Here is a 770-nt window from a genome sequence, read left to right as displayed (position 1 = left end):
CTGCTGAAAGGCCTGGAAACGCTGCCGCTGCGCGTGCGCCAGCAGACGGAAAGTGCCGGCCGGATCGCGGATTTCCTGGCCGAGCGGCCGGAAATCGCCCGCGTCATCTATCCCGGCCGCGCCGACCATCCGCAGGCCGACATCGTCAAGAAGCAGATGTCGGGCGGCTCGACACTGATCTGTCTCGACGTCAAGGGCGGCAAGCAGGCGGCCTTCGCCTTGCAGAACGCGCTCGACATCGTCTTGATCTCCAACAATCTCGGTGACGCCAAGAGCCTGATCACCCACCCGGCGACGACGACGCACAAGAACCTCAGCGACGAGGCGCGCGCCGAGCTCGGCATCGGGCCGGGCACGCTCAGGCTTTCGGTCGGCCTGGAGGACACCGACGATCTGCTCGAGGACATCGCGCAGGCGCTGAAGGCCAGGTAGCGCGCGAGCGTCGTCACAGGATTACAGGCCGACCGCCTTGCGCAGCACTTCGTTCATGCGGGTCTGCCAGCCATCGCCAGCGGCCTTGAAGCGGTCGAGAACGTCGGCGTCGAGGCGTAGCTGTACGGCACGTTTGGGCCGGGCAAGCGGCGGCCGGCCAACCTTGCGGCGCGAAACGGCATCGGTTGGCTGAGCATCCGGATCGGCTTCGGCCGCAGCGGTGATCTTGGCATCTTCTTCGTCGGTCATCGCGGCAAGCGCCTTTTTGGCCAACGCCAAAGCGTCAGCACGTGACAGCTGGGGCGCAGCAGCCTCACGGCGTACGATCGTCTTAGAGG

2 protein-coding genes are annotated in these 770 nt (G+C 66.1%); one reads left to right on the top strand and one right to left on the bottom strand.

Going from position 1 to position 770, the window contains the following annotated elements; genetic code table 11:
* On the top strand, positions 1-432 hold a 432-nt coding region (locus tag EN906_RS35990; protein ID WP_206529287.1), incomplete at its 5' end, for a PLP-dependent transferase.
* Between the two features lie 21 nt (positions 433-453).
* On the opposite strand, the gene EN906_RS35985 is transcribed toward EN906_RS35990, so the two are convergent.
* A complete protein-coding gene (locus tag EN906_RS35985; protein WP_348629311.1) occupies positions 454-705 on the bottom strand; it encodes a BrnA antitoxin family protein in 252 nt (83 codons plus the stop codon).
* Between the last annotated feature and the right edge of the window lie 65 nt (positions 706-770).

Source organism: Mesorhizobium sp. M7A.F.Ca.CA.004.06.1.1 (assembly GCF_003999135.1).
Lineage (GTDB): Bacteria > Pseudomonadota > Alphaproteobacteria > Rhizobiales > Rhizobiaceae > Mesorhizobium.
The sequence above is the reverse complement of the archived record's forward strand: the minus strand, read 5'-3'. Positions and strand labels throughout refer to the sequence as shown.